Origin of the sequence: Sphingomonas phyllosphaerae, from assembly GCA_036946405.1 — a bacterium.
Lineage (GTDB): Bacteria > Pseudomonadota > Alphaproteobacteria > Sphingomonadales > Sphingomonadaceae > Sphingomonas > Sphingomonas phyllosphaerae_D.
The window spans coordinates 1,324,310-1,348,415 of record JAQIJC010000001.1 but is presented as its reverse complement, the minus strand read 5'-3'; the positions used below and the strand labels follow the sequence as shown (position 1 = coordinate 1,348,415).

Genomic DNA, 24,106 nt, shown 5'->3' with positions numbered 1-24,106 from the left:
ATTAAGGCAGCATGGCAGCGCTCAGCAACGACGACTCGCCCGTCTATCTCCGCCTGCGCGGCACGATCGCGGCGGCGATCCTGCGCGGCGAGTTCGGCGCGGGCGACCAGCTTCCCTCGGTCCGGGCGCTCGCTGCCGAACATGGCGCGAATCCGTTGACGGTGGCGAAGGCCTATCAGAGCTTTCAGGACGACGGTTATGTCGAGGTGCGGCGCGGGGTTGGCATGTTCGTGCTGGCCGGCGCGGCGGAGCGGTTGCGGACGGCGGAGCGCGAGGATTTCGTCGCGCAGCAATGGCCGCGCATCCGTGAGCGGATCGCGCTGCTCGGGCTGGATGCGGCCGAGTTGCTGGAACGTGCACCGGCGTGACGCTTTGACCCGGGTGATGCGTGCCTTTCTTCTTCCGCTGACGCTGGGTGTCGTGCTGGCCGGGTGCCAGCGTGAGCCTGCCGCGCCCACGCCGACCTCCAGCGCGGCCGCACCGTCCCCGACGCCGAGCGCGGCGGAGTCGCCGGCCGCCGATCTGTCGGGCTATGTCGGCGAATATCCGACCGAGCCGAAGGGCGCCGCACCCAGCTTCCTGCGCCAGCCGCAGGTGCGGGAGGCGGTGGCGGCGGTAGTGCCCGACAAGCAGGTGCGGGCGCTGGTGCTCGGCAGCGACGTGACCGCAACGCCGATCGCGCTGGTCGAGGGCAAGCTGGTCGCGTTCGGGTGCGAGCCGCACAATTGCGGGCCGCACAACTGGGCGGTCGCGATCCGGCCGGACGGGACCGACGCGGCGGTATGCCTCTACGATCAGGATCGCCGCGTGGCGCGCTGGTATCCGGAGAACGCCGGGCCGGCGCCCGTCAATGGATGCCCGTCGGGGGAGTGAGCGGCGTCGTCTTCAGAGCGTGATCTATCAAAGCTGAACCGGAGCCAAGACCGTCATGCCGGACTCGTTCCGGCATCCACCGTTCCGCCAGCACACAGGCGGTTGCTCTTGCGGGACGGTAGACGCCGGAACACGTCCGGGGTGACGACGGGAAATGGTTCAAGCGGGATGGATCACACCTAGCTAGGGCCGATCGACATTGACGGTGGTGTCCTGCTGCCCTCGCCCCTGGGCAGGGGAGAGGGATAGCGGAGCTTGCCAGCTTGCTGGCTAGCGCAGCTTGGGTGAGGGGTCGAGCGAGCCGAAGGCTCGCGCGCTCGCTTGCGCGAGCGCCACCCCTCACCCAGCTCCGACTAGGGCGTTACCGGAGCAGGTTGGATCATCGGCACGGAGGCGATTTTGGTGTGGTGCAAGGCGTGAGGAGGGAGCGATGCAAAAGCATCGTGACCGACGAGCAACGCGGCATCACGCCGAAAGCGCCCCGCCGCGCAGCGGTCGCCCGCAGGGCGATGACGGTGGTTCAACCTGGTCCGGTAACGCCCTAAGACCGACCTTATGGCGCAAAGAAACCTGCTCTCTAGGCGGATAGAAGGCGCTTCCACGAATCAAGATCGGTCGTCTATCCGGTTTCAGGATGGGATATTCGAACCTTCGGGAGTCGCTGCTGTTCGCCTACCGGAGGTGGCTCGGCGAGAGAAAGCTGCTCCAGGACCAGATCGCCAAGATCGAGGCTGCGCAGCTGACGCTAGAGGAGAAGCGTCACCGTGTGGCTGAGTGTGACAAGCTGATCGCCAGTGCCGACACCATCATGAAAGAGATATGGGACACCTGGGATCCGGAGAAGATCACGCCGGCCCAGAAGCATGGGAATACGCTTCCCTTCGAGCACGGCGAGGTGACGCGGCTTACCCTCGACATCATGCGTCGATCTCCGGTCCCGATGCGATCCCTTCACATGACCAAGCAGCTGGTGGCCGAGCAAGGCATGGACGTGAACGACAAGGCGTTCGTCCGGGACGTTGGCAAGACCGTGGACGGCGCCCTCAGGTCCATGCTGAGGCGGAACCACATCGAGAAGACAGATGACTACCCAGTCCGCTGGCGCATCGTCGACCTGAAGGACGACACGCAGTCCTAGCTGGCGATCGCCGCGAGCAGATCGTTGTCGTTATCACCACGCTTGCGCCAGTAGCCGCGGAACGTGCCTGAAGGTTTGGCGCGGCCGGCGGCGCCGATGATCATGGCGAACTGCTCACCATTGGGCTTGCGCCGGTACTGCTCCCGCCAAGCGAGCTCCCAGGCGTAGCGGGGCATGTGCGCACCCGAGATGTGGAGGTGCACACCCCGTTCGGCGGCCCGCATTCGGCTGAAGAAGCTCTCGGCTTGGTTGGTGCAAGCGACGCCGTCCGAGAAGCTCTTCGAGTGGTCGATGCGCTTGGTGTCGAAGTGGAGATGCAGCGCCTCCCATTGCGTGCTGCGATCGGCATGGATGATCGAGCCGGGAAGGACCATTCGCCTGGCGATCTCGATCGCGTCGCCTTCCTTGGGCAGCAGGAAGGTGCGAACCTTGCCGGGCACGGTAGGATCATCCCCTTGCCGCTCACGCATCACGACGATCAGCTTGCGCTTCTTCCGGGCTGCCGCCTTGTTCTTCTTCTTGAACTCGTCCCAGAGTTCCTTCTTGTTCGGCAGGCGAGGCAGGCTGCCGCCGAAGATGGCGCCGTCCATCTCGACCACGCCGCTCATCGCCGACGTGGCGTCGTCTTGGCCCATAGCCTCGCGGATCTTGTGCAGCAACACGAAGGCGGCCTTGTAGGAGATGCACAGGTCGCGTGACATGCGGCAAGCCGATACGCCTAGGACCCCGTTGGCGAACAGCGCCACGACGCCGAGCAGCTTTCGGAAAGGCAGTTTTCGGCTGGCGAGGATCGTCCGACTGGTGGCGGTGAACTGCAGGCCGCAAGCCTGGCACTTCCACTTCCGGCCCTCGGCCAGCGTCCAGTGCTCGAGTCCGCCACACTCCGGGCACACCGGTGCGCCGTCGGTGTCCGGCCAGCGCAGCTGCGTGAACTTCGCGCGCGCGGCTTCCTCGTCCATGCCGAGCACGGCGTCCAGGCTGAGCGTGCGCGCCCTGGATGAAAGGAGGAAATGCTGTGCCACCGAATATGATGCTCTGCGTCATCATATGTGGTGATGTAGCCAAGGCGTCTAGCTCCTACGTCATCATTTTTGATGACACGCCTCATCGTTGCCGGTGACGGCGTGCTTGGCGGCACCTGCAATCCGGCTATAACCATGGGATGGACGAAGAAGATTCCCACCCACCAGTAGGCCCGGCCGACGAGAAGGCTTGGGAGGAGATGGTCAAGAACATGCTCCGCGGGCAGATGATGCACCACGGCGTGTCCTACGCCACGCTGGCGGAGCGCCTGGCGGCCTTCGGGATCACCGAGAACGAGCTCAACCTGCGCAACAAGGTGAGCCGGGGGCGCTTTACCGCTGTTTTCTTCATGCAGTGCATGAAGGCCCTCAATGTGGATTGGCTGAACGTCCCCGCCTCCGTTGTGGAAGCGGCTCAGAAAGGCGCCGCACAGGTGCTGGCTCGTGGAGTTAGGAACCCGGGCGGCTAGGCAGGCACCAATGCTTGGTTCCTTTGCGCCATAAGGTCGCCTAAGACTTTGCTGCGCAAAGCCTAAGTCTGCGCAACCCTCTCCCCTCTGCGAGGGGCGAGGGCAGGCAAGGCAACCATGAAGGTAGATCCATCCTAGAACGCCTCCGCCGGCAGCGCGTAGAGCACCGATGCATCGGCGTTCGCCGCCGCCTCCAGCCCCAGCGCCTCAGGAACGATCTGCGCCAGATAGAAGGCCGCCGCGACCTTCTTGACCTGATCCGCGCCCTCGACGCGCGCCTGTCGCTCCATCAGCCAGCCGCACGACGCGACCGACAGCATCGTCAGGAACGGATAGCTCGCCGCATGGCGATCGTCGGCATTCGCGCCCTGCAAGCGCCGACCGATCGCCTCGCAGGCGTCGATCAGCCGCACCAATGCCGGGGCCTGCGCCTCGCCGCGCAGGTCGGCGATCAGGTCCGCGAACGCGCCGCCGTTCGACAGCGCCAGCTTGCGCCCGACCAGATCGGCGGCCTGGATGCCATTGGTGCCTTCGTAGATCGGGGTGATCCGCGCATCGCGGAAGAATTGCGCCGCGCCGGTCTCCTCGACGTACCCCATGCCGCCGTGGATCTGGATGCCGAGGCTCGCGACCTCGTTGCCGATGTCGGTAGCATGCGCCTTGGCGAGCGGGGTCATCACCTCCAGCCGCTCCTTCGCGCGCGCGTCGCCGAGCGTCGCGCGATCGACCTGCCCGCAGGCGTAATAGACGAGCGCGCGCGCCGCCATCGTCTGCGCCTTCATCCGCAGCAGCATTCGGCGGACGTCGGCATGTTCGACGATCGCCGCCGCCTTGCCGTCGCGCGCGCCCTGCACGCGGTCGCGCGCATAGGCGACCGCGGCCTGCGTCGCCGCCTCCGCCGACTGGACGCCCTGCAAGCCGACGTTGAGCCGGGCGTTGTTCATCATCGTGAACATCGCGCGCATCCCGCCGAATTCGGGGCCGATCAGCTCGCCGAGGCAATCGTCGTGATCGCCGAACGACAGCACGCAGGTCGGCGAGGCGTGGAGGCCCATCTTGTGCTCGATCGACACGACGCGCACGTCGTTGGGGGTGCCGTCGAGGCGCACCTTGGGCACGAGGAACAGCGAGATGCCGCGCGTGCCGGCGGGCGCGTCGGGGGTGCGCGCCAGCACGAGGTGGACGATATTCTCCGCCAGATCGTGGTCGCCGAAGCTGATGAAGATCTTGGTGCCCTTGATCGCGAAGCTGCCGTCGCCGCGAGGCGTGGCCGTCGTGCGGAGCGCGCCGACGTCGCTGCCGGCCTGCGGCTCGGTGAGGTTCATCGTGCCGGTCCATTCGCCGGTCGCGAGTTTGGGGAGGTAGGTCGCCTGCTGTCCAGGCGAGCCGTGATGCGCCAGCGCCTCGATCGCGCCGACCGTCAGCGTCGGGCAGAGCGCGAACGCCATGTTGGCGGTGCCGAGCGTTTCCAGCACCGCGGCCTGCACGACGAACGGCAAGCCCTGTCCGCCCCATCGCTCGTCGACACCGATCGTGCCCCAACCGCCCTCGACGTACGCGCGATACGCTTCGGCAAACCCGGCGGGCATTTTCACGCCCTCGGGGGTCCATTTCGCACCGATCGTGTCACCCGCGCGCAAGAGTGGGGCCCATTCTCCGGCCGCAAACTGCGCCACGCCGTCCAGAACCGCTTCGATCACGTCGGGCGAGGCGGCGGCGAAGCGGTCGGCGGCGGCGATCTCGTCCAGCCGGACGACGTGGTCGAGCACGAAGCGCTGTTCGGCGGTGGCGGCGGCGAAGGGCATTTCTCTCTCTCCTGTCCAGCCGCTATAGCCGAGCGCGATGCGTGCTCAAGACCCTGTCATTCGACGTTACGGCATGGCGGCCGTGGAGGAAGCCGCTGGCGTTATTCGTGCCGGCGGTATCGTCGCGGTGCCGACCGAGACGGTCTATGGACTCGCCGCCGACGCGCGCGATTCGGCGGCGGTGGCGCGTATCTATGCGGCCAAGGGGCGGCCGAGCTTCAATCCCTTGATCGTCCACGTCCCCGATCTGGCGGCGGCGGAGCGGATCGCGCTGTTCGACGCCGACGCGCGCGCGCTGGCGACGCAATTCTGGCCGGGGCCGCTGACGCTGGTGCTGCCGGCCCGCGCGGACGCGGGGATCGCGTCGCTGGTGACCGCGGGGCTCGACACGATCGCGATCCGCGTGCCAGCACACCGGGCGATGCAGGCGCTGCTGACGGCGAGCGGCGCGCCACTGGCCGCGCCCTCCGCCAATGCGAGCAACGCGATCAGCCCGACCCGCGCCGCGCATGTCGCGGCGAGCCTCGGCGGCGCGGTGCCGTTGATCCTCGACGACGGTGCGACCGCGGCAGGGGTCGAGTCGACGATCGTCGCCGGACGGACGATCCTGCGGCCCGGGCCGGTAACGGCGGAGATGTTGCGCGAGGTGTTGCCGGTCGCGGCGGGCACGACCGCGCATGTCAGCGCGCCCGGGCAGCTCGCGACGCATTATGCGCCGCGCAAACCGTTGCGGTTGTCGGCGGTGGCGCGGGAGACGGGGGAGTGGCTGATCGGCTTTGGTGCGGTCGCAGGAGACGATACGCTCTCGGCGACCGGCGATCTGGACGAGGCGGCGGCGCGATTGTTCGATACGCTCCACCGCGCGGACGCGAGCGAGCGCGGGAGCATCGCGGTCGCGCCAGTGCCGGAGACGGGCGTCGGAGTCGCGATCAACGACCGGCTCCGCCGCGCCGCTCATCGGTAAGCCAACCCTTCACCTCCGCAAAGGCAAGGATCGCGACACGCGGCGTCGGAGGATCGGCTTCCTGCCTATGCGCAGATGGCGGCCAAGGTCCTATCCTGCCCGCTTTGCGAACGCCTGCGCCGCTTCGGCCATCAGCGTCGCGATGATATCGGCGATCGGCTCTTCCTTCGTGACCATCCCGACCGACTGCCCCGCCATCACGCTGCCATGCTCGACATCGCCGTCGATCACCGCGCGACGCAGCGCGCCGGCCCAATAATGCTCGATCTGCAATTGCGCCTCGGCCATCGCGACGCTGCCCTCGTCGAGCGCCTGCGCCACTTCACGCTGCCGCACCGTGAACAATTCGCCACCGGCATTCTTCAGCGCACGCACCGGGATGACCGGCAGTCGCGGATCGAGCTGCACGCTCGCCACCGCATCGCGCGCCGAGGCGCGGATGAACGCCTTCTTGAAGTTCGGATGCGCGATGCTCTCGCTGGCGCAGACGAAGCGCGTGCCGAGCTGCACCCCCGCCGCGCCCATGTCGAGATAGCCCGCGATCGCCTCGCCGCGCCCGATCCCGCCCGCGACGAACACCGGCACCACGTCCGCCAGTTCCGGCAGCATCTCCTGCGCCAGCACGCTGGTCGACACCGGGCCGATATGCCCGCCGGCCTCCATCCCCTCGATCACCAGCGCGTCCACGCCCGACCGCACCAGCTTCTTGGCCAGCGCGAGTGTCGGCGCGAAGCAGATCGCCTTCGCCCCGCTCGCCTTGATCGCCTCCAGCGCGCCCTTCGGCGGCAGCCCGCCGGCCAACACGACATGCCCGACCGTGTGGCGCGCGCACACCTCGATCAGCGCGGTCAGATCGGGGTGCATCGTGATCAGGTTCACCCCGAACGGCTTGTCGGTCAGCGCCTTGGTCGCGGCGATCTCCGCGTCGAGCAAGGCGGGCGTCATCGCGCCACATGCGATCACCCCGAACCCGCCAGCGTTCGACATCGCCGAGACGAGATGCCGTTCCGACACCCACGACATCGCGCCGGCCATGATCGCCACCTCGCTGCCGAGGAAGCGTGCGCCGCGCTCCATGCGCGCGGCTAGCCGCTTTTCTCCATTGGTGGCGTCGGAAGCGGTCGGCGTTGCGGCAGTCAGGGTGTCGGTCATCGACACTGACTAAGCGGCGGGTCGACGTGTGGCAACACAGCCGCTCGATTACCGACGATGCAATCGTTGTCAGTAATCGAATTTTTGCGTGGAGAACGGCAGCAATCCGTACTTTTCGCCGCCGGGACGACGTGTCACCTTACAGTCATAAGAATGAGGATGAGGATCCTGAAGATGGTTGCGGGTTACAACTTCTCCACGCGTCGGCGCTTTGCCGTGCTGGCCAGCCTGGCGTTGGCAAGCTGGGTCGTCATCGGCGGCGCGATCGACGCGATGGTGCACCTGGTCCGCTGACGCGAAATCGTCACCGATCGGCCATATCGCCGTCACCGCGGCGAGATAGGCGCGTCACATGAATGGGGCATAGCGGCGGCGAGGGAGAGCCGCTCATGCCGCCGATCGCCGACACGCTCGCGCCCGTCTCCGGGCACATCGCAGACGTCACCGACCTCTTCGATTTCGTGCATTCGCGTCCGCATCGTCCGGAAGATCCGGTCGGTGAGCGCCGTCGCTACCGGACGGTGTGGATCAGCGACGTGCATCTCGGCACGCGCGGCTGCAACGCGGACATGCTGATCGACTTCCTCGACCATGTCGACAGCGACACCATGTATCTGGTCGGCGACATTGTCGATGGCTGGCAGCTCAAGAAGCGCTTCTACTGGCCGGCGGCGCACAACGACGTGATCTGGCGGCTGATGAAGCGCGCACGGCGCGGCACGCGGATGATCTACATTCCGGGCAATCATGACGAGATGTTCCGCCAGTTCGCGGGGCTCGATTTCGGCGGGATCAGGATCCGGCGCAAGGCGGTCCACGAAACCGCCGATGGTCGTCGCCTGCTGGTGCTCCACGGCGACGAGTTCGACGCGATCACGCTCTCGCATCGCTGGCTCGCGCATGTCGGCGACGCCGCCTATACCGCGCTGATGACGCTCAACCGCGCGGTCAGCGCGGTGCGGCGCAAGTTCGGGATGCCCTATTGGTCGCTCAGCAAGCACGCCAAGGCCAAGGTCAAGAATGCGGTCGCGTTCATCTCCCGCTTCGAGGAGATCGTCGCCGAGGCCGCAGGCAGCCGCGGGGTCGACGGCGTGGTGTGCGGTCACATCCACACCGCCGAGATGCGTGACATCGCAGGGATCGCTTATTACAACGACGGCGATTGGGTGGAAGGGTGCAACGCCCTGGTCGAGCATTTCGACGGCACGATGGAGATCCTCAACTGGGGCGACGAGATCGCGCGTCGCGACGCCGGCCCCGTTACGGCGCTCGCCGCCTGACGCGATGCGGATCGCGATCGTCACCGATGCCTGGACGCCGCAGGTTAACGGCGTGGTCCGCACGCTGGAGAATGTGATCGCCGAATTGCGCAACGGCGGGCATGAGGTGCTGATCGTCTCGCCCGCCGACGCCCCGTCGATCCCCTGCCCCACCTATCCCGAGATCCGGCTGGCGTTCATGCCGCCGGCGACGGTCGGACGGCGGATTACCCGCTTCGGCGCGGAGGCGGTGCATATCGCCACCGAGGGTCCGCTGGGGGTGGCCGCGCGGCGCTGGTGCCTGTCCCGCCGGCTGCCGTTCACCACCGCCTATCACACGCAATTCCCCGATTATGTCGCGGCGCGCACCGGCGCGAACCCGGCGTGGATCTGGCGCTACGTCCGCTGGTTCCACGCGCCCGCCGCGGCGGTGCTCGCCTCGACCCCGACGATCGAGCGTGCGCTGAACGCGCATGGCCTGACCCGCATCCGCCGCTGGGGTCGCGGCGTCGCGCCGCTGTTTAGCGCCGATGGCGAGCGAAACGCCGCGATGGCCGCGCTGCCCGGCCCGGTATTGCTTCACGTCGGGCGGGTCGCGGTCGAAAAGAACATCGCCGCCTTCCTTGCCGCCGAGGTGCCCGGCACGAAGGTCGTGGTCGGCGACGGTCCGGCGCGCGCGGCGCTCGCGCGTCAATATCCCGACGCGATCTTCCTCGGCCCGCTGTTCGGCGCAGCGCTGGCCGCCGCCTATCGCGCCGCCGATGTGCTGGTCTTCCCCAGCCGCACCGACACGTTCGGTTTGGTGATGATCGAGGCGCTGGCGTGCGGCACCCCGGTCGCGGCGTTTCCGGTCGCGGGGCCGGTCGATGTGCTGACCCCGGAGACGGGCGCGATGGACGACGCTTTGCCGGTCGCGATCGCACGCGCGCTGACGCTCGACCGCGCGGCCTGTGCCGCGGCGGGGGCGCGTTTCACCTGGCCGGCGAGCGCGCGACAGTTCCTCGACGCGCTGCAACCCTTTGGCCCTGCCCTCGCCGCGGCGGCGTGAGCGCGCTTGCCCTAACGCGCGCCACGCACTAAGTCCCTGGGTAACAGGCGGCCGCTCCGGGAAGGGGCGGCCCTTTGCATTTATGGAGACTGTCCGCATGGCCCAGCCGCTCATGCCCCACGCGACCGCCTCGTGGCTCGTCGACAATACCGCGCTGTCCTTCGAGCAGATCGCCGATTTTTGCGGGCTGCACATCCTCGAGGTGCAGGCGATCGCCGACGACACCGCCGCGACCAAGCTGACCGGTCGCGATCCGGTCCGCGCGCACGAGCTGACGCAGGACGAGATCGACAAGGCGCAGGCCAACCCGAACTATCGCATGACGATGACCAAGGGGCCGGATCAGGTGCGCCGCACCAAGGGGCCGCGCTACACGCCGGTCAGCAAGCGACAGGACAAGCCCGACGGCATCGCCTGGATCATCCGCAACCATCCGGAGATTTCGGACGGCGCGATCAGCAACCTGATCGGCACCACCCGCACGACGATCGCGGCGATCCGCGACCGCAGCCACTGGAACATCGGCAACATCACGCCGAAGGATCCGGTGACGCTGGGCCTGACCACGCAGCGCGAGCTGGACGCGGCGGTCAACAAGGCGGCGAAGGCGGCCGGCATCGAGCAGGCACCGACCGACACAAGGCTGGACGGCGACCGCGAAGCGCTGATCGCCTCGCTGCGTGCGCAGCGCGAACAGGCCGCACGCGATTCCGAGAATGGCGTCGAGAGCGACACCCCGGCACGCCCGGCGTTCGAAGACCCGTTCCGCCGCTGATCGCGGCGATGGGCACTATTTGATGGTCGTCCCGGACTTGATCCGGGGCGCCGGCCTTATCCGTCATTGCGAGCGTAGCGAAGCAATCCAGGGCCGGACCAAGACGCCCTGGGATTGCTGCGCTACGCTCGCAATGACAGCGGCGGAATTGAGCGTTCGCGGCTTCCCGCCCCCGGTCAGATCGTTCCCGAGAAGGTATCGCAGACCCCCGGGTTGCCGTTGCTCTCAATCCCCCGCCGCAGCCACGCCTGCCGTTGCGCCGAGGTGCCGTGGGTGAAGCTGTCCGGCACCACACGCCCTTGCGCCTCGCGCTGCAACGTGTCGTCGCCGATCGCCTGCGCCGCGCGCATCCCTTCCTCGACATCGCCCGGATCGAGCCGGTCGCGGTTCAGCGACGCCCAGACACCGGCGTAGCAATCCGCCTGCAGCTCCAGCCGCACCGACAGCGCATTGCCCTCCGCCTCGCTCGCGCGCCGCTGCGCCTGCTGCACTTCGGTCGAGGTGCCGAGCAGGTTCTGAATGTGGTGGCCGAATTCATGCGCGATCACATAATATTGCGCGAAGTCGCCGCCCGCCTTGTACTTGTTGGCCAGCTCGTCGAAGAAGCTGGTATCGAGATAAATGCCGCGGTCGGTCGGGCAATAGAACGGTCCCATTGCCGACATCGCCGCACCGCAGCCCGATTGACCGCTGCCGCTGAAGAATTGCAGCTTGGGCGGACTGAATTGCTGATTCTGGCTCGCGAAGATCTTTTCCCACGTGTTCTGCGCATTGCTGAACGCGCGACACGTATCGCGGCGCGCCGTCGAGACGTCGCAGACCTGTTGCACCGTCTCGCGCGACGGCGCATTCACCTGTGGTGCCGAGCCGCTACCGCCGCCGAGCAGACCGCCGAGGTTGCCGAGCCCGCCGAACACCGCGAGCAACAACAAGACCACGACGATCCCGCCGCACCCGAAGCGGCTGCCGATCATCGGCAACAGTCCGAGCAAAAGGCCGCCGCCGCCGCCGCCACCGAGCCCACCACCGCCGCGCGCCTCGCCGACGTTGATATCATTGTCATAATCGTCGAGCCGCATGCACGCCTCCCCTGCAAAGGCTGGTCGTTACCGTCGCGGTATGAATGTTCGCACCCCCATACGGGTTGCAACCGCCGCTCGGCTCACCGATGGAAAGCGGACACACGTCAGCGGAAAGGCCCGACCATGTTCCTGAACGGCAAGAGCGCGATCGTCACCGGGTCGACCTCGGGCATCGGACTGGCGGTGGCGCGCGCGCTGGCGGAGGCCGGCGCACATGTCATGCTCAACGGTTTTGGTGACGCCGACGCGATCGAGCAGGCACGTGCCGGCGTCACCGCACTCGGCTCCGGCGAAGCGCTGTACGATGGCGCGGACATGACCGATCCGGCGGCGATCGCCGCGATGGTGGCTCGCGCGCATGACGCGTGGGGCGGGCCGGACATCGTCGTCAACAATGCCGGCATCCAGCACGTCTGCGGCATCGCCGAGTTCCCGGTCGAAAAATGGGATGCGATCCTCGCGATCAATCTGTCAAGCGCCTTCCACATGATGCGCGCCGCGGTGCCGCACATGCGCGCGCGCGGCTGGGGGCGGATCGTCTCGACCGCCTCGGCGCACAGCCTGGTCGCCAGCCCCAACAAGTCCGCCTATGTCGCCGCGAAACACGGTCTGGTCGGGCTGACCAAGACCGTCGCGCTGGAAACCGCGCCGCAGGGGATCACGGTCAATTGCATCTCGCCCGGCTACGTCTGGACGCCGCTGGTCGAACAGCAGATCCCGGACACGATGAAGGCGCGCGGGCTGACGCGGGAGCAGGTGATCGACGACGTGCTGCTCGCCGCGCAGCCGACCAAGGAGTTCGTGACCCCCGAACAAGTCGCGGCACTCGCCTTGTTCCTGTGCCGCGACGAGGCGAAGGCGATCACCGGCGCGAACCTGTCGGTCGACGGCGGCTGGACGGCGGCGTGAGGCGCATCGCCGCCGCGCTGCTGCTCTGTCTCTCCGGATGCGGCGCACGGCCCTTCGTCAGCGCCGCGGCGACTCCGCCGCCCCCGGCCGCTGCCGGAGTCGACTGGCGGAGGCTCGCCACTCCCGCCGATCGCGACCGCCTGCGTCGCTGGTACGAGGCATGGACGCAGGCACTGGCCCAGGCGCGTCCGGTCGCCGCCGCCGATCTCGCCGCCCAGGGGGCGCTTTTCACGATCGACGCTGCGCTTGCCGATCCGGTGCCGCCGGTCGGCGTCTATCGCTGCCGGACGTTCAAGCTCGGGCGCAAGGGCACGATCGGCACCGGCTTCACCGCCTATGGATGGTTCGACTGCCGGATCACGGTCGCGGCCGGCGGCGCGGCGCAGCTCGTCAAGCTGACCGGTTCGCAGCGGCAGGTCGGCCTCCTCTATGCGGCCGATCCGACGCGGGCGGTGTTTATCGGCACGTTGATGCTCGGCGATGAATCGCGCGCCTACGGCTATGGCGCTGACGCGAGCCGCGACGTGGCCGGCTGGATGGAGCGGGTCGGCCCCCGCCGCTGGCGGCTGGCGATGCCCTATCCGGCGTTCGAATCCACGCTCGACGTGCTGGAACTGGTGCCGGGCGACTGACCGTTAGTTCCGCTTCCCGGGCATGGTTCCCGGCGTACTGACCGGCGCATCGATCGGCACCACGCCATCGATCGGCGGCAGCGTCGCGAGATATTCTTTCCCGGTCTGCTCGATGACCGTCACCGCCTGCGGTTGTGCGGCGATGACCGCACGCAGATAGCCGCTCGGCTTCTTCATCAGCTTCGGGAAATCGACGATCGTCAGCCCCGAGCGCCGCGCCGCCTCGCGGACGAAGGTCACGCAATTGCGCTTGTTGAGATTGTATGTCGCATCCCCGGTCCGCTCGTCCCATTCGCGGATCAGCGCGACGATCGCACCATATTGCGCGTCGGTGAGCGTGCGCGAGAAGCGGACGTGGCTGCTTGCCATGTAACCGGGCTTGGGCCGTTCGACCCGCCCCGCGACATTGCCGAACAGGATCGCCGGCGTCAGCGACCGCGCGGTAAAGCCATAGGCCGCATCGACCGGCGCCCCGCCCGCATCGGGCGTGCCACGCAGCATGAAGAAGGCGTGGGGAAAGGTGTTGCCGAAATCGCGACTCCAGAAGGTGATTGTCACCGCCGCCTGCGCCGGCCATGCCGCGAACGCGACCAGCAGCAGCGTCAGCCGCCCCAGCCAGCGTCGCGACTGCCGGTCAGGCACCCGCGGTGGTCAGCCGTTCGAGCTGGTCGTCGCTCAGCCGGATCGCCGTCGCGCCGAGCAATTCCTCGACCTGCACCGCCGCGGTCGCGCTCGCGATCGGTGCGGTGACCCCCGGTTGCGCGATCAGCCACGCGAGCGCGATCTGCGCCAGCGTCGCGCCGCTCTCCGCCGCAACGGCGTCCATCGCGTCGAGCACGGCGGCGCCCTTGCCGTCGAGCAGGTCGCCCATGCGCGCGCCGCGCACGCTCTTCGAAAGATCGTCGCGGGTCCGGTACTTGCCGGTCAAGAAACCCGACGCCAGCCCATAATAGGGCACGACACCGACATTCTCGGTGACGCAATAATCCTGCAGCTCGCCCTCGAACTTGTGGCGGCTGACCAGATTATATTCCGGCTGAAGCACCTGATAATGCGGCAACGCCGCCGCGCGCGCGGTTTCGATCGCCGACTTCAGCCGCGCGGCGTGGAAGTTCGACGCACCGAGCACGCGGACCTTGCCGGCCTGCACCAGCCGGGCGAACGCCTCCGCCACCGCCGCCTGCGATTGATCCTGATCGTCCTGATGCGCGAAATAAAGGTCGATCCGGTCGGTGCCGAGCCGCCGCAGCGACGCCTCGCACGCCGCGACGATCCGCGCCGGCGCCAGCTTCTCGCCACCCTCACCCGGCAGCATCCCGACCTTGGTGGCGATCAGCACCCGGTCGCGCACGCCGCGATCGCGCAACCATTCGCCGATCATCGTCTCCGACTTGCCGCCGCCATGGCCTTCGACCCAGGCGGAATAGACGTCGGCGGTGTCGATCATCGTCCCGCCGCCCGCGACGAAGGCGTCGAGCACCGCGAAGGACGCGTCGCGGTCGGCGGTCCAGCCGAAGACGTTACCGCCCAATATCAGCGGCGTGATCCGCAATTCGGAGGCACCGAGGCGCCGCTTGTCGGTCATGATGATCTTCCGGCCGGAACGACCGCCGCGACGATAATGGGCCGCGGCGGCATTCGCATCAGTTCTTGTCGCGCAGGTCCTCGCCTGCCCGCACCATCGCGTTACCGGTCGCATCCGCGGCGCGATCACCGCTGTTCTTCAGCGCATCGCCGGCACGATCGAGGCTGTTCTCGGCCTTGTCGAGCGCGCGGTCGGTCGCCGCATCGACATCGTTGACGGCGTTGGAGGTCGTCGCGGCGGTGTCGGAAGCGATCGCGTTACCCGCCTCGGCGGTCTCGTTCTGCGCGCGCTCGCTGCATGCGGCGAGGCCCAGCGCGGTTGCGGCGATCAGGCCGGTGGTGAAAAGACGCTTCATCGGGTTTCTCCCTGTTTTGTTACGCCGGCAAAATAGCCGCAGCGGCAAGGCGAACGAAAGATGCAGGCAAAAGGTTCATCCCGCCTCCCGCGTTGACCCATATAAAGATATCTTTATATGTGGTCACATGAAGCTTGCCCTCGATATCTTCCGTGCGCTGGCCGACGAGTCCCGCCTGCGGATCGTCGCGCTGCTCGGCGCGATGGAATTGTCGGTCGGCGAGCTGGCACAGGTGCTCGGGCAAAGCCAGCCGCGCGTGTCGCGCCACGTCAAGATCCTGTGCGACGCCGGCCTTGCCGAGCGCCGCAAGGAAGGCAGCTGGGTGTTCGTTGCGCTCGGCGAGCGCGCGCGCGTCACGCCGGTGCTGGCGGCGCTGGACGCTTATGGTGTCGCGGGCGAGGTCGAGGCCGATATCGCGCGGCTGTCAGCGGTGCGCGCCGATCGGGCGGCGGCGGCGGCGGCGTGGTTCGAGGCACATGCCGGCGAATGGGACGCGATCCGCTCGCTGCATGTCGCGGAGGATCAGGTGGAGGCCGCGATGCGCGCGCTGCTCGGCCCCGCGCCGCTCGGGCGGTTGATCGATATCGGCACCGGCACCGGGCGGATGATCGAGCTGTTCGCGCCTGCCGCGACCCACGTGCTTGGCATCGACAAGAGCAGCGAGATGCTGCGGCTGGCGCGCGCGCGGGTCGGCGAACAGGCCGAATTGCGACAAGCCGATCTTTACGCCTTGCCGGTCGCGGACGGCGGCGTCGATGTCGCGATCCTCCATCACGTCCTGCATTTCGCGCAGCAGCCCGGCGCGGCGATCGCGGAGGCGGCGCGCGTCCTGGATGACTATGGCCGGCTGTTGATCGCCGATTTCGCCAGCCACGACCGCGAGGAATTGCGCGCACGTGACGCGCATACGCGGCTCGGCTTCGCGGATGCGCAGATCGCGGGCTGGTTCGAGAAGGCGGGGCTGGCGCTGGAGCGCGCCGAGACGCTCGAGGGCGGCGAACTGACGGTGAAATTGTGGCTCGGGCGCAAGCAAGGCGTGCCGGTGCGGGAGGTGAAGGCGGCATGACGTTCTCGGTCAATCAGCTCGAAGAGGCACGGCGCGCGCTGGAGGCTCCACTCTACGCCGACGTCGGCGGCGACGTGGAAGTCAGCTTCGAATTCTCGCCGCCCAAGACCGACAAGGCCGAGGAGAACCTTTGGCAGTCGATCGAGACGCTTTGCCCGCTTGGCCCGCGCTTCCTGTCGGTCACCTATGGCGCGGGCGGGTCGACGCGCGACCGCACCCACGCCACCGTCGCGCGGATCGCGCGCGAAACCAACGTGCCGGCCGCCGCGCATCTCACCTGCGTCGAGGCGACGCGCGAGGAGATCGACGCGGTCGCGCAGGAATATTGGGCGGCCGGCGTCCGCCACATCGTCGCGCTGCGCGGCGATCCGCCGGCCGGTGCCGCCGATTACGCGCCGCACCCTGGCGGTTACGAGAATGCCGCCGCGCTGGTCGAGGGATTGCGCCGGCTGCACCCGTTCGAGATTTCGGTCGCCGCCTATCCGGAAATGCACCCGAACTCGGCCGACCTCGCCGCCGATCTCAACAATCTCAAGCGCAAGCTCGACGCGGGCGCCAACCGCGCGATCACGCAATTCTTCTTCGAGCCCGAAACCTTCTTCCGGTACCGCGACGCCGCCGCTGCCGCGGGGATCACGGCCGAGATCGTCCCGGGCATCATGCCGATCGGCAGCTTCGCCGGGGTCACGCGCATGGCGACGATGTGCAACACCGACGTGCCGGGCTGGCTGGTGCGGCTATTCGACGGGCTCGACGACCATCCCGCCGCGCGCCAGCTGGTCGCCGCGACGGTCGCCGCCGAACTCTGCCGCAAGCTCTATGCCGGCGGGGTCAAGCAGCTCCACTTCTACACGATGAACAAGGCGGAGCTGAGCTTCGCCATCTGTCACCTGCTGGGCGTCCGCACCCGCCCGGCACAGGAAAGGGCGGCGGCATGACCATTCGCGACACCTTCAACGCCGAGGCGGCCAAGCGCATCCTCATCACCGACGGCGCATTCGGCACCGAGATCCAGAACTGGAAGCTGTCGGAGGCCGATTATGCCGGCACGCTGACGCTCGGCCACGACCAGAAGGGCAACAACGATATTCTCGCGCTGACCAAGCCCGAGGTGCCCGAGGCGATCCACCGCGCCTATTTCGAGGCCGGGGCGGACATCGCCGAGACCAACACCTTCTCCGCCAATCGCATCAGCCAGGCCGATTACGGCGCCGAAGGGCTGGTCCGCGAGATCAACGTCGAGAGCGCGAAGCTCGCGCGCCGCATCGCCGACGAATATCAGGCGAAGGACGGCCGCCCGCGCTTCGTCGCCGGGGCGATCGGGCCGACCAACAAGACGTTGTCGCTGTCGCCGGACGTCAACGATCCCGGCTATCGCGAGATCGACTTCGATTACCTCAAGGACGTCTACCGCGAGCAGATCGACGCACTGGTCGAGGGCGGCGCGGACTTCGTGCTGATCGAGACGGTGTTCGACACGCTCAATGCGAAGGCCGGGATCATGGCCGCGATCGAGGCGGGCGAAGCGCTGGGCCGTGACCTGCCGATCATGCTCTCGATGACGCTCACCGATCTGTCCGGCCGCAACCTGTCGGGGCATACCGTCGAGGCGTTCTGGCACGCGGTGCGCCATGCCAGGCCACTGACGATCGGGCTGAACTGCTCGTTCGGTGCCGAGCAATTGCGCCCGCATGTGAAGACGCTGAGCGAACTTTGCGATACGCTCATCATGGTCTATCCGAACGCCGGACTGCCCAACGAGCTGGGTGCCTATGACGAAGCGCCGGAGACGACCGCCGGGCTGGTCGGCGAATGGGCGTTCGCGGGGCAGGTCAACGTGCTGGGCGGCTGCTGCGGCTCGACGCCCGCGCATATCAAGGCGATCGCCGACCACGTCCGCGGCATGGCCCCGCGCCAAGTCGCGGTGCCGGCGGTGCGGACGCGGCTGGCCGGGCTGGAGCCGTTCACGATGGCGGCGTGAGCGCCGTCAAGCCCTCTCCCCTCCGGGGAGAGGGTTGGGTGAGGGGCCGCCACAGGCGCTTCGCTCGGTGAGACACAGCCCCTCTCCCAAACCCTCTCCCCGGAGGGGAGAGGGCTAAGAAGAGATTTAGATGACCACCTCCTCCACCCAATTCGTCAACATCGGCGAGCGCACCAACGTCACCGGCTCGGCGGCGTTCAAGAAGATGATCCTCGCCGGCGACTATACCCGCGCGGTCGAGGTCGCGCGCCAGCAGGTGGAGAATGGCGCGCAGGTGGTCGACGTCAACATGGACGAGGGGCTGCTCGACGCGCACCACGCCATGACGACCTTCCTCAAGCTGATCGCCGCCGAGCCCGATATCGCGCGCGTGCCGGTAATGATCGACTCCTCGAAGTGGGACGTGATCGAGGCCGGGCTGAAATGCGTCTCGGGCAAGCCGATCGTCAATTCGATCAGCATGAAGGAAGGCGAGGAGGCGTTCCTTGCCCATGCGCGCAAGTGCATGAATTACGGCGCGGCGGTCGTGGTGATGGCGTTCGACGAGGTCGGACAGGCCGACACGCAGGCGCGTAAGGTCGAGATCTGCGAGCGGGCCTACACGCTGCTCACCGGGATCGGCTTCCCGCCCGAGGACATCATCTTCGACCCCAATGTCTTCGCGGTCGCGACCGGGATCGAGGAACACAACAATTACGGCGTCGACTTCATCGAGGCGTGCCGCGAGATCAAGGCGCGCTGCCCGCACGTCCATATCTCCGGCGGTCTGTCGAACCTGTCGTTCAGCTTCCGCGGCAACGAGCCGGTGCGCCGCGCGATGCACTCGGTGTTCCTCTATCACGCCATCCCTGCGGGCATGGACATGGGGATCGTCAACGCCGGGCAGCTCGACGTCTATGACGCGATCGACCCCGAGCTGCGCCAGGCGTGCGAGGACGTCATCCTCAATCGCGATCCCGAGGCGGGCGACCGGCTGGTCGCGCTCGCCGAGAAGTTCCGCGGCACCGATGCGGCGGCCGAGAAGCAGGCGGCCGAATGGCGCTCGCTGGAGGTCACCAAGCGGCTCGAATATGCGCTGGTCAAGGGCATCGACGCGCATGTCGTCGACGACACCGAGGAATGCCGCCAGATGTTCGCGCGCCCGATCGAGGTGATCGAGGGACCGCTGATGGACGGGATGAACGTCGTCGGCGATCTGTTCGGCTCGGGCAAGATGTTCCTGCCGCAGGTGGTGAAGTCGGCGCGGGTCATGAAGAAGGCGGTCGCGCACCTGATGCCGTTCATCGAGGCCGCCAAGGAACCCGGCGCCAAGGGCAAGGGCAAGGTCGTGATGGCGACCGTCAAGGGCGACGTCCACGACATCGGCAAGAACATCGTCGGCGTCGTGCTCCAGTGCAACGGCTTCGAGGTGATCGACCTCGGCGTGATGGTGCCGTGGTCGAAGATCCTCGACGCCGCGAACGAGAATGACGCCGACATGATCGGCCTGTCCGGCCTCATCACCCCGTCGCTCGACGAAATGGTGACGGTCGCCGAGGAGATGCAGCGCGCGCAGATGCAGATGCCGCTGCTGATCGGCGGCGCGACCACCTCGAAGGTCCACACCGCTTTGCGCATCGCCCCGGCCTATACCGGCCCGGTCGTCCATGTGCTCGACGCCAGCCGCGCGGTCGGCGTGGCGACCACGCTCGTCTCCGACACGATCCGCGACGATTATGTCGCCGGCGTCGCCAAGGATTATCAGGCGGTGCGCGACGCGCGTGAGGGCAAGGGGCAGAACAAGCTGCTGCCGCTCGACGAAGCGCGCAAGCGCAGCTTCGCGGCCGACATTGCGCTCAAGGCCCCCGCCCCCGCGCAGCCGGGCGTGCATGTCTTCGACGACTGGGATCTGGCGCATTTGCGCGAGTTCATCGACTGGACGCCGTTCTTCCGCGCCTGGGAACTGGCGGGCAATTACCCCGCGATCCTCACCGACGAGGTGGTCGGCGAAAGCGCATCGTCGCTCTTCGCCGATGCGCAGGCGATGCTCGACCGGATCGTTTCGGAGAAGTGGCTGACTGCGCGCGGCGTCGCCGGGCTGTGGCCGTGCCACCGCCACGACGACGACGTCTGGGTCCACGACCGCCACACCGCCGACCATCGCTCGCCCGATGGCGGCAGCGTGCCCGAAGGCTTCAACGTCCCCGACCTCGACCGCCGCAACGAACATTCGACGCGGCTGCCGTTCCTGCGCCAGCAGATCGCCAAGCGCGAGGGGCGCGCGAACATGTGCCTTGCCGACTTCATCGACCCGGCGGGCGACTGGATGGGCGGCTTTGCGGTCGGTATCCACGGCATTGATGCGCACCTCGCGCGCTACAAGGCCGACAACGACGATTACAACGACATCCTGCTGAAGGCGCTCGCCGACCGTCTCGCCGAAGCGTTCGCGGAGGCGCTGCACCAGCATGTCCGCCAGACGCTGTGGGGCTATGCGCCGGACGAGCAACTGACCAACGACGCGCTGATCCGCGAGCAATATCGCGGCATCCGCCCCGCGCCGGGCTACCCCGCCTGCCCGGAACATTCGCTCAAGGTGCGGCTGTTCGAGATGCTGGAGGCGGAGAAGAACGCCGGGCTGGAGCTGACCGAAAGCTTCGCGATGCTGCCGACCGCGGCGGTCAGCGGCTTCTATTTCGGCCACGCGCAAGCCGAATATTTCGGCGTCGCGCGGATCGGCGAGGACCAGCTCGCGGACTATGCGCAGCGGCTGGGGGTGGACATGGAGCGCGCCACGCGGCTGCTGCGGCCGAACTTGGATTGATTGACGTCGCCCCTGCGCAGGCAGGGGCCCATGACTGTCGAGTAGGTCGAGCCATCTGACACAACAGCCGAAGCGATTGTGTCAACTGACCCGCGAGACGGCACAGAAATAGGCCCCTGCCTCCGCAGGGGCGACGGCCGCATTGAGGGAGAGCTATCCCACCGCCGCCGCGACGATCGCGCGCGTGCCGCTGTGGGTACGATCATATTCCACGATCGAATCAAGGCTCTGCGCCATCGCGCGGATCAGCCGCGTCCCGACGCCGGTCCCCTTGGGCGGTTCGTCCCCCAGCCCGATCCCGTCATCCTCCACCGTCAGCCGGAACCGCTCGTCGCCGTCCCGCGACAGCCGCACGCGCACTTCGCCCGGCCCGCCCGGATACGCGTACTTACAGGCATTGCTCACCAGCTCGGTGACGATCACCCCCAGCGACACCGCGCGATCGGTCGGCAATCGCAGCGGCTCGGCATGGAGCACCAAAGCGCGCGGGCAATCGTCGGTCGACCAGGTCTGCGTCAGCTCGTCGATCAGCTGCGTGAGGTAATCGAGCATGTCGACGCTCTCGACGTCATCGCCGGTGTAGAGCCGCCGGTGGACCTGTGCGATCGCACTGATCCGGCGCTGCGTATCCTCCAGCGCGGCGCGCGCCGCCTCGTCGGTCAGCGCGCTCGACTGCATCCGCACCATCGCCGACACCAGCTGCAGCGAATTGGCGACGCGGTGATTGACCTCCGCCAGCAACGCCTCCAGCCGCGCGTTGCTGGCGCGCAGATCGTCCTCGGCACGTGCCTTGGCGCGGGCGAGCTGCGCGCGCTCGATTACCTGCCGGAAGGTCGCGTCGAGCAGGTCGAAGAAGTCGTCGCCCGGCGTCTTGACGATATAGTCCGCTGCGCCGCCACGCAGCGCGGCCAGCGCGACCTGCGTCTCTTCGGAGCCGCTGACATAGACCATCGGCGGCGCCTCGGGCAGCGTCGACAGCCGCGTCATCGTCTCCAGCCCGTCGATCCCCGGCATATAATGGTCGACAGCAACGACATCGAACGGTTCGGCCGCGGCCAGCGCGACTCCCGCCTCGCCACCATCGGCGACCGTCACCTTATACCCGCGCCGCTCCAGCGCGCGCGTCACCAGCCGGCGGATGCCCGCATCATCGTCGATATAGAGGATGCGCGGCGTCTCGATCATCCGTGCGCGTCACCCAGATCGGGGACCTGGATCACCGACAGGAACAGCCCCAGCTGCCGGATCGCCTGCGCGAAGCTCTCGTAATTCACCGGCTTGGTGATGTAGACGTTGGCGCCGAGATCGTAGCAACGCTGGATCTCGCGGCTGTCGTCGGTGGTGGTCAGCACCACGACGGGGGTGCGCTTCACCGGGCCGTCACTGGTCTTGATCTTGGCGAGGATGTCGGTTCCGCTCATGTCGGGCAGGTTGAGGTCGAGCAGCACCAGCGCCGGGCCGTTCAGCTGCGGCCCGCTGGTATCGTTGAAGATATAGTCGAGCGCGCTAGTGCCATCGGTGAAGTGACGGATCGGGTTCATGATCCCGGCGCGCCGGATGTTCTTCTCGATCAACCGCGCATGACCTTCGTCATCCTCGATCATCACGATATTGACGGATTGCGGCGCGTTCATGGGTTGAGTTCCTGTTTGGCGATGACGAGCGGCAGCGACACGGTGAACGCCGCCCCCTGCCCGAGTTCGGAGGCGACGTCGATGCTGCCGCCCAGTCGGAAGACGAGCGCACGGACGGTGGCGAGGCCGATCCCCTCGCCGGGCCGGTCCTGCGCGCCGGAGCGGCGGAACAGGTCGAACACACGCTGATGATCGCGCGGGTCGATCCCGCGGCCATTGTCGCGGATCGTGTAGAAGACCCGGTCGCGCCCGCGCCGGCCGGTAGCGGTGATCCGGCCGGGCACGCCAGGACGCAGATATTTCACCGCATTCTCGATCAGGTTCGAAAAGATCTGGTCGAGCGCGAGCCGGTCGCTGACCACCTCGGGCAGCACGCCGTCGACGGTCAGCTCAGTGTCGGTTTCGGAGAGCCGATGCGACAGCGTGTCGCCGATCTGGCGGATCAGCGCGGCGACGTCGATCTTCTCGGGCGCCAGCGCGCGCCGTCCCTGACGTGACAATTGCAGGATTGCGTTGATGAGCCGGTCCATCTTCTGCGTCGAGGTGCGGATGAACCCGATCGCCTCGGGCAGGTCCTCGGTCGCCGCGAGCCGCGCCTCCTCGCTCGCCACTGCGGGCGCCTCCGCGTCGACGCGCTCGACCAGCGCGCGCAGCGACGCCGCGGCAGTTTCCAGCTCGGCGGTGAAGCCCATCACATTGACTAGCGGCGAGCGCAGGTCATGGCTGACGATATAGGCGAAGCGCTGGATCTCCTCGTTGGCACGCGTCAGGTCCTCGGTGCGCGCCGCGACCATATCCTCCAGCCCGGCATTGAGTTCGCGCAGCGCCTCGTCCGATCGCGCCAGATCGCGCGTGTAGGACAGGATCGTCAGCGTCGAGATCACCGCCACCACCGCCAGCACCACCCCGCCCAGCGCGATCAGCGTGTAGAAGGCACCCTGACTGGCGCGCAGTTCGGCATCGCGACGGGCCATCAGCCGCTGCTCGATCTGCGCCATGCGATCGAGCACGTTGCGGATCGTCACGATGTCGCGCACCTCGGAATCGTCGGCGTACGCGGCGATCGCGCCGCGCTGGTCGCCCTCTCCCAGCAATGCGAGCGTCCGGTCCTGTCGCGCCAGCAGACTGCGCAACTGCAACTGCAATCCCTGAAGGTAGCGGCGCTGCGCCGGATTGTCGCGCGTCAGTTCCTCGATCCACTCCAGCGCGGGGGCGATCTGCTGACGCGCCCGCATGAAGTTGGCACGCGTCGTGCCGCGCTCGGGGATCAGCATCAACCCGCGCCGCGCCGCCTCGCTTTCCTCGACCAGCCGACGGACGTTCAACACCGCGCGCTGCACCTGATAGGTATGCTCGACCAACCCGGTATGCAGCTCGTTGCGCTGCATCACCCGCACCGCCGCATAGCCGACCAACAGCAGCGCGATGAAGCCGAGCGCCATCAACGCGGTCATGCGGCGCGCGAGCGTGCGATTGATCGGAGCAGCGGCAGGCAAGTCGGCCATTACGCTTGCGTTATCGCTTGCCGACGCCCTGCGCCAGCCGAAGATGCA

25 protein-coding genes are annotated in these 24,106 nt (G+C 67.5%); 15 read left to right on the top strand and 10 right to left on the bottom strand.

What is annotated here, in order from left to right; translation table 11 throughout:
* Positions 1-11: 11 nt before the first annotated feature.
* From PGN12_06450 to PGN12_06440, 3 genes are all read left to right on the top strand, one after another.
* On the top strand, positions 12-368 hold the full coding sequence (locus PGN12_06450) for a GntR family transcriptional regulator (GenBank protein MEH3103529.1): 357 nt from the start codon (positions 12-14) through the stop codon (positions 366-368).
* Between the two features lie 16 nt (positions 369-384).
* Entirely contained in the window at positions 385-873 is a 489-nt protein-coding gene (locus tag PGN12_06445) for a hypothetical protein (GenBank protein MEH3103528.1), read from the top strand.
* 634 nt (positions 874-1,507) lie between these two features.
* Positions 1,508-2,011 carry a hypothetical protein gene (locus tag PGN12_06440; GenBank protein MEH3103527.1) on the top strand — a complete coding sequence of 168 codons (504 nt, stop codon included), beginning with the start codon at positions 1,508-1,510 and terminating at the stop codon, positions 2,009-2,011.
* Here PGN12_06440 and PGN12_06435 read toward each other — a convergent pair.
* On the bottom strand, positions 2,008-3,033 hold the full coding sequence (locus tag PGN12_06435; protein ID MEH3103526.1) for an IS1595 family transposase: 1,026 nt from the start codon (positions 3,031-3,033) through the stop codon (positions 2,008-2,010). The two genes, PGN12_06440 and PGN12_06435, sit on opposite strands and share 4 nt — an antisense overlap.
* Before the next feature lie 140 nt (positions 3,034-3,173).
* Here PGN12_06435 and PGN12_06430 point away from each other — a divergent pair, with 140 nt between their 5' ends.
* Positions 3,174-3,503 (top strand): DUF6471 domain-containing protein, encoded by a 330-nt coding sequence (locus PGN12_06430; protein MEH3103525.1) that lies wholly within the window; start codon positions 3,174-3,176, stop codon positions 3,501-3,503.
* Positions 3,504-3,637: 134 nt separating this feature from the next.
* Here PGN12_06430 and PGN12_06425 read toward each other — a convergent pair whose 3' ends face one another.
* A complete protein-coding gene (locus PGN12_06425; GenBank protein ID MEH3103524.1) occupies positions 3,638-5,308 on the bottom strand; it encodes an acyl-CoA dehydrogenase in 1,671 nt (556 codons plus the stop codon).
* 73 nt (positions 5,309-5,381) lie between these two features.
* Here PGN12_06425 and PGN12_06420 point away from each other — a divergent pair, with 73 nt between their 5' ends.
* Positions 5,382-6,272 carry an L-threonylcarbamoyladenylate synthase gene (locus PGN12_06420; protein MEH3103523.1) on the top strand — a complete coding sequence of 297 codons (891 nt, stop codon included), beginning with the start codon at positions 5,382-5,384 and terminating at the stop codon, positions 6,270-6,272.
* Between the two features lie 90 nt (positions 6,273-6,362).
* On the opposite strand, the gene PGN12_06415 is transcribed toward PGN12_06420, so the two are convergent.
* Positions 6,363-7,424 (bottom strand): nitronate monooxygenase, encoded by a 1,062-nt coding sequence (locus tag PGN12_06415; protein ID MEH3103522.1) that lies wholly within the window; start codon positions 7,422-7,424, stop codon positions 6,363-6,365.
* A 159-nt stretch (positions 7,425-7,583) separates the two neighbouring features.
* Here PGN12_06415 and PGN12_06410 point away from each other — a divergent pair, with 159 nt between their 5' ends.
* The 4 genes from PGN12_06410 (at position 7,584) to PGN12_06395 (ending at position 10,506) form a co-directional block, all read left to right on the top strand.
* Positions 7,584-7,718, top strand: a complete 135-nt coding sequence (locus PGN12_06410; protein MEH3103521.1) for a hypothetical protein — start codon at positions 7,584-7,586, stop codon at positions 7,716-7,718.
* Between the two features lie 95 nt (positions 7,719-7,813).
* Positions 7,814-8,704: a UDP-2,3-diacylglucosamine diphosphatase gene (locus PGN12_06405; GenBank protein MEH3103520.1), complete on the top strand. Its 891-nt coding sequence runs from the start codon at positions 7,814-7,816 to the stop codon at positions 8,702-8,704.
* 4 nt (positions 8,705-8,708) lie between these two features.
* Positions 8,709-9,731, top strand: a complete 1,023-nt coding sequence (locus tag PGN12_06400) for a glycosyltransferase family 1 protein (GenBank protein ID MEH3103519.1) — start codon at positions 8,709-8,711, stop codon at positions 9,729-9,731.
* Between the two features lie 97 nt (positions 9,732-9,828).
* Complete coding sequence (locus PGN12_06395) at positions 9,829-10,506, top strand: DUF1013 domain-containing protein (protein MEH3103518.1); 678 nt, start codon at positions 9,829-9,831, stop codon at positions 10,504-10,506.
* Positions 10,507-10,682: 176 nt separating this feature from the next.
* On the opposite strand, the gene PGN12_06390 is transcribed toward PGN12_06395, so the two are convergent.
* Positions 10,683-11,585, bottom strand: coding sequence for a neutral zinc metallopeptidase (locus PGN12_06390; GenBank protein ID MEH3103517.1), 903 nt, complete (start codon positions 11,583-11,585; stop codon positions 10,683-10,685).
* Positions 11,586-11,711: 126 nt separating this feature from the next.
* Between PGN12_06390 and PGN12_06385 the strand changes: the two genes are divergently transcribed.
* Both PGN12_06385 and PGN12_06380 read left to right on the top strand, forming a co-directional pair.
* Complete coding sequence (locus PGN12_06385; protein MEH3103516.1) at positions 11,712-12,497, top strand: 3-hydroxybutyrate dehydrogenase; 786 nt, start codon at positions 11,712-11,714, stop codon at positions 12,495-12,497.
* A complete protein-coding gene (locus PGN12_06380; GenBank protein MEH3103515.1) occupies positions 12,494-13,129 on the top strand; it encodes a DUF4893 domain-containing protein in 636 nt (211 codons plus the stop codon). The genes PGN12_06385 and PGN12_06380 overlap by 4 nt, the downstream gene beginning before the upstream one ends.
* Positions 13,130-13,132: 3 nt before the next feature.
* On the opposite strand, the gene PGN12_06375 is transcribed toward PGN12_06380, so the two are convergent.
* The 3 genes from PGN12_06375 to PGN12_06365 are packed head-to-tail and all read right to left on the bottom strand — an operon-like array spanning position 13,133 to position 15,069.
* Positions 13,133-13,771, bottom strand: coding sequence for a hypothetical protein (locus tag PGN12_06375; protein ID MEH3103514.1), 639 nt, complete (start codon positions 13,769-13,771; stop codon positions 13,133-13,135).
* Positions 13,764-14,714, bottom strand: coding sequence for an aldo/keto reductase (locus tag PGN12_06370; GenBank protein MEH3103513.1), 951 nt, complete (start codon positions 14,712-14,714; stop codon positions 13,764-13,766). Before PGN12_06370 ends, PGN12_06375 begins: the two co-directional genes overlap by 8 nt.
* A gap of 58 nt (positions 14,715-14,772) precedes the next feature.
* The gene (locus PGN12_06365; protein ID MEH3103512.1) at positions 14,773-15,069 is read right to left on the bottom strand and encodes a hypothetical protein; all 297 of its coding nucleotides are present in this window, start codon (positions 15,067-15,069) and stop codon (positions 14,773-14,775) included.
* A 127-nt stretch (positions 15,070-15,196) separates the two neighbouring features.
* Between PGN12_06365 and PGN12_06360 the strand changes: the two genes are divergently transcribed.
* The 4 genes from PGN12_06360 to metH all read left to right on the top strand — a co-directional run bounded on the left by PGN12_06360 (position 15,197) and on the right by metH (position 20,919).
* Positions 15,197-16,135: a metalloregulator ArsR/SmtB family transcription factor gene (locus PGN12_06360; protein MEH3103511.1), complete on the top strand. Its 939-nt coding sequence runs from the start codon at positions 15,197-15,199 to the stop codon at positions 16,133-16,135.
* Positions 16,132-17,073 (top strand): methylenetetrahydrofolate reductase [NAD(P)H], encoded by a 942-nt coding sequence (metF, locus tag PGN12_06355; protein MEH3103510.1) that lies wholly within the window; start codon positions 16,132-16,134, stop codon positions 17,071-17,073. The genes PGN12_06360 and metF overlap by 4 nt, the downstream gene beginning before the upstream one ends.
* Entirely contained in the window at positions 17,070-18,116 is a 1,047-nt protein-coding gene (locus PGN12_06350; protein MEH3103509.1) for a homocysteine S-methyltransferase family protein, read from the top strand. The genes metF and PGN12_06350 overlap by 4 nt, the downstream gene beginning before the upstream one ends.
* Positions 18,117-18,246: 130 nt before the next feature.
* Entirely contained in the window at positions 18,247-20,919 is a 2,673-nt protein-coding gene (gene metH, locus PGN12_06345; GenBank protein ID MEH3103508.1) for a methionine synthase, read from the top strand.
* A 153-nt stretch (positions 20,920-21,072) separates the two neighbouring features.
* On the opposite strand, the gene PGN12_06340 is transcribed toward metH, so the two are convergent.
* The 3 genes from PGN12_06340 to PGN12_06330 are packed head-to-tail and all read right to left on the bottom strand — an operon-like array spanning position 21,073 to position 24,058.
* Positions 21,073-22,104 carry a response regulator gene (locus PGN12_06340; GenBank protein MEH3103507.1) on the bottom strand — a complete coding sequence of 344 codons (1,032 nt, stop codon included), beginning with the start codon at positions 22,102-22,104 and terminating at the stop codon, positions 21,073-21,075.
* A complete protein-coding gene (locus PGN12_06335; GenBank protein MEH3103506.1) occupies positions 22,101-22,553 on the bottom strand; it encodes a response regulator in 453 nt (150 codons plus the stop codon). Before PGN12_06335 ends, PGN12_06340 begins: the two co-directional genes overlap by 4 nt.
* Positions 22,550-24,058 (bottom strand): ATP-binding protein, encoded by a 1,509-nt coding sequence (locus PGN12_06330; GenBank protein ID MEH3103505.1) that lies wholly within the window; start codon positions 24,056-24,058, stop codon positions 22,550-22,552. Before PGN12_06330 ends, PGN12_06335 begins: the two co-directional genes overlap by 4 nt.
* Positions 24,059-24,106 lie beyond the last annotated feature (48 nt).